Genomic DNA, 4,067 nt, shown 5'->3' on the forward strand with positions numbered 1-4,067 from the left:
CGGGTCCATATGCCGGGTCGTGTGAAGAATCCATACCCATGGTTAGCACGGGCGTCGGTATTTGTACTTTCTTCAAGATGGGAAGGATACCCAAACGTATTGTTGGAAGCGCAGTATTTAAAACGACCAATTGTCACTACTGAATATGATCGCTCTGTGAGACAGATCCTGGCGTTTAGCAGAAAGGAGCAGTTTCGTGTAATCCCTGTTGCTCACCCGGTAATGATGGCTGATTCAATTCGTGAGCTGCTGGTACAGAAATCTGCTGTCTATGATGATGTCACGCTCAATGATATGACGGGCAGTGCGCTGGATGACTACGAGGCCGTATTGACTGCTGGTACGGCGTAGTTTAAGGAAGGTTATGTTGTGGGTTCAGGAAATGCATCGCGGTTGTTGTCGATAGATTATTTGCATGCGAATAATCTATCGACATGTCATTCCCATTTGTTGTGGATTCCTATTTCAAACTCCGGGCTGTGGAAGCTGGCGGAGTATCTGTGAGCTGATGCAGTGATTGGTGATCAGGCCTTGCTGCGAGCATTGTCCGTCGGTCTGTACATCAATTGCGTGATTTGTTCAGAGACAAGACCGATCAAAAATATGGTTACCGCCGCTGTCCAGAGAAATACAGATGCCATCGAGAGTCGGTGATCACTGGCGAAGGTATAAATGTAGTAGCCAATGCCGAGCAGGAAATGCAATGCCGCAATTGGGACAAACAGCTTGAGAGGGGAATAGAGCGTCCCAATTCTAAAGATGATCAATAAGAATCGAATGCCGTCCCGCAGAGGGCGTATATGGCTTTTTCCGATGCGTTGCATAGCGACGATCGGTTCGTAAGCTACGGCATAACCTGCTCTGAAGAATGCCATAGTGATGGTGGTGGGGTAGGAAAATCCATTGGGCAGCAGGTAAAGAAATTCCCGGAATTTTTCTGCGCGCACGACTCGGAATCCTGAAGTAAGATCTTGAATTCTGTGCCCTGTCATCCAGGAGGCGAGACGGTTGTAAAAACGATTGGCCAGACCGCGTCCGATGCTTGCCTGTGAGCCATTGCCACGCGCGCCTACCACCATGTCGAACCCTCCTTCCTCAAGCCGGATCAAGAGACGAGATATGTCCGCGGGGTCATGCTGGCCGTCGGCATCCATGAATACGAAGATTGTTCCCTGCGCGGCTCGCGAGCCGGTTTTTATTGCAGCCCCATTACCCATGCCGTACGGGTGGCTTACGACTTTGGCGCCAGCTCTGGCGGCCAATTCGGCGGTGCTGTCCGTAGATCCGTCGTCGACCACGAGGACTTCGGCATCAGGGTGCTCGGTCCTGATGCGCTCGACAGTGTGTCCGATTGCGCCAGCCTCGTTTCTGGCGGGGAGTATGATACTGATGCTGGGTCGAGTCATGGTGACTGCTCTGTATGTGGCGACGATCGGTCGGCTGCTCCTGGCGGCCGAATCTGGCGTAGCTGGCTGTGCATTTTGAGCAAGATATTGTGATAGTTGCCCTTGCGGTCCAAGGTTGCCAGAGTTTGAATATCTTTTTCGGCTGCCTTGTAATCCCGAAGTGCCAAATCAATCGTGAAGCGGTTGAACCATAAGTTTCCATTGCCAGGCGCAAGCTCCAGCGCCTTGTTCATATAGCTGAGGGCGATTTCCGGGCGTCCCAATACCTCGTTTTCGTATATGGCGTACAGATTGTAGAGGTTTGCCTGCCGCGGGTGCTTTTCTATGGCTGTGCCCAGAGTTTTTAGCATTTGCCGGGGAGGGAACCGGCAATCTCCTTCACGTTGACAGTTGACCAGGCTGCTCAGAGCGGCGGTGTCGTCGGCTGAAGGGGCTGCGGTGAGTTTGGTGCGCATCCTTTTCCAAAGGCTCTCGTCAGAGGTGTAATCGAGGCGAGCGTTCAGGATCAGCAGGCCGGATTCGGGCAGTATGCTGCTGCCGGGTACCTGCATGGCCTTGCGTAAGGCTGAGGCGGCAAGCGTGTGGAATTGCGTTTCCTTGGGATGCGTGATCGCAAGCACCGAATAGAGTCGGCCTAGCGCATAGGTTGCACGTGGCGATTGCGGATGCTCGGTGGCGGAGATGACCGCGTAACGCACGGGATTGGCCCATTCATGTACGCGCATTGCAGTCACCGTGCCATATAGCAGCAACAGAGCCAGGGACAGACCTGTGGTCAAAAGGCGTCGGTCACGCAGCCGGGGTTCAAACAGCAGTAGCGTGAACAATGCCAGCAGCAGCCCAAGGCTGGGTAGGTAGTTGCGGTGCTCGTAGACCAACTCGAGATTGAACACGGTGGCGGTAAGCAGTTGTCCCCCCAGGAACCATAATATTCCCAGGCTCAGGAGTGGGCGCCGTGCGCGTTGCCACAATGCCAAGCCCAGCAACATGAGTATGCCGCCGATGGCGAATATCGTCGTTGGTGGCGTGAGCAGTCCATGCGAAATCGGGTAATCGTCGTGGTACAGGCTCAATACGTTAGGTGTTGGTACCAGTATCCATCTGACATAATCCAGCACTACCCGCGGTTCGGTGATCAGGCGTTCACCCAGGGTGAAGGAGCGATTGTCGAACCCGTGGATGAGGCTGGGAGCTAGCCATACCAGGCCCGCCACGCCCGGCAGTACAAGAATAAAGAGATACAGCACCATGAGGCGGCGGTCGCGGCGGCCGTCCGCTCGGCAAAAATCAAACAACGTCCATTCGATGATCAGGGTGTACAAAGGCAGCAGTGCTGCCGATTCCTTGAACAACACACCGATACCACCGCAAAGGATTACGCCGGGAATCAGCCAGGGTAGCCCGAGGCGGTTATCAAGCATGCGTAGCCGAGCCCACAGATAGATGATGCAGCCAAGCAGGACGAAGGTGGCGGACAGGCTCGTCATGCGCTGTACGACATACAGCACCGAAGTAAGGTTGATGGGCGCCAGCAGCCACGCGGCTGTGATTAATAACGCAGTCAATCCGAGCATGCTCGTGCTTGGGGCGTTCCCCGTGCGGCGCTGCCAGGCGCGCAAAAGCTGGCTCAGAAGCGCGTAGACAAGCACTCCATTGGCGAGGTGGATCAGGATGTTGGTGAGCTTCATCGGTGCAGGCAGCAATCCGCCGGCAGCATGGATGTTGAGTGCAAAACTGAGCATGCTAAGCGGCCGACCCAGAACATTGGTGTTCAGCGAGTAAGCGGCCGACAGCAGGCTGTAAAGACCCAGGTTGGGTAGAACCAGGGCCTTGTTGTTGACGATGTTCGAATAGTCGTCCATCACGAAGCCGCCACCGATGCCGGGCCAGTAAATCAGTCCGGTGATCAACAGGATCAGTGGCAGGCCGATGATAGAAATAAGTCTGCGGGACATGGAGTTTTGGATACTTGGTGTTCTGAAATGGATTGTATCGGAACCATAACCCGGGCGTCTGCCATCCATCATGTTTCGTTGTGCCGTGGGGAGATTGGTCGCCTGCCTGTATGGCAAAGCCTAACAGGTTCAAGGTTGGGTCTCGTGAGCCGGCGACGTGAAAGGGGATGCATGGAGTCCGGCGTATGCGCAGTGGGATCGAGGATAAAAAGAAGGGGCCTTGCGGCCCCTTCTCATCATTACAGCACGACCTCCAAAATCAACGGCAGGAGGAGGGCAAATACTTTTGATCGATGGTCGTTTGAGCTGCGGCGGCACCCACCTCGCCGCAATCCCAGCGCTTGCCGCCACTGGTGGTGGCGATCGCGAAATACAGACCCGAGACGTTTGGATTGACGCCGCTGCTCTTCATTTGAGCCTGAAGAATGAGCGTACCACTGGTGCTTGCGCCGGTCTGAATGATGATGTTCTGAACGTACTTGCCGTTCAGGGTGTCGCCCACAGAGGCGGGGGCGGACGGCCAGGTGCCCTTGTCGGCGTACCACTCGGCCATCGGGGTCTTCAGGCCCGAGGTCAGGCTCACGGCCTCGGAAACCTGGGAGCGTGCGACGTAGTCCTGGTAGGACGGGATGGCGATGGCAGCCAGGATACCGATGATGGCCACCACGATCATCAGTTCGATCAGCGTAAAGCCCTGCTGGAACTT

The 4,067-nt window shown here is 55.3% G+C and carries 4 protein-coding genes; 1 reads left to right on the forward strand and 3 read right to left on the reverse strand.

All coding sequences use genetic code 11. The features are described 5' to 3' along the window. A partial coding sequence (locus P8Y64_13845) for a glycosyltransferase (protein ID MEJ2061540.1) occupies nucleotides 1–351 on the forward strand: 351 nt, incomplete at its 5' end. A 173-nt stretch (nucleotides 352–524) separates the two neighbouring features. Here P8Y64_13845 and P8Y64_13850 read toward each other — a convergent pair. The 3 genes from P8Y64_13850 to P8Y64_13860 all read right to left on the reverse strand — a co-directional run. Next, nucleotides 525–1,406 (reverse strand): glycosyltransferase family 2 protein, encoded by an 882-nt coding sequence (locus P8Y64_13850; GenBank protein ID MEJ2061541.1) that lies wholly within the window; start codon nucleotides 1,404–1,406, stop codon nucleotides 525–527. Then, nucleotides 1,403–3,361 carry a hypothetical protein gene (locus P8Y64_13855; GenBank protein ID MEJ2061542.1) on the reverse strand — a complete coding sequence of 653 codons (1,959 nt, stop codon included), beginning with the start codon at nucleotides 3,359–3,361 and terminating at the stop codon, nucleotides 1,403–1,405. The genes P8Y64_13850 and P8Y64_13855 overlap by 4 nt, the downstream gene beginning before the upstream one ends. A 259-nt stretch (nucleotides 3,362–3,620) precedes the next feature. After that, a partial coding sequence (locus P8Y64_13860; GenBank protein MEJ2061543.1) for a pilin occupies nucleotides 3,621–4,067 on the reverse strand: 447 nt, incomplete at its 5' end.

This window comes from Gammaproteobacteria bacterium (assembly GCA_037388465.1).
Classification (GTDB): domain Bacteria; phylum Pseudomonadota; class Gammaproteobacteria; order SpSt-1174; family SpSt-1174; genus JARRKE01.

What these genes read in the sequence shown, in the direction of transcription:
- P8Y64_13850 (MEJ2061541.1), bottom strand. Translation starts at nt 1,406, where the DNA reads ATGACTCGACCCAGCATCAGTATCATACTCCCCGCCAGAAACGAGGCT.
- P8Y64_13855 (MEJ2061542.1), bottom strand. Translation starts at nt 3,361, where the DNA reads ATGTCCCGCAGACTTATTTCTATCATCGGCCTGCCACTGATCCTGTTG.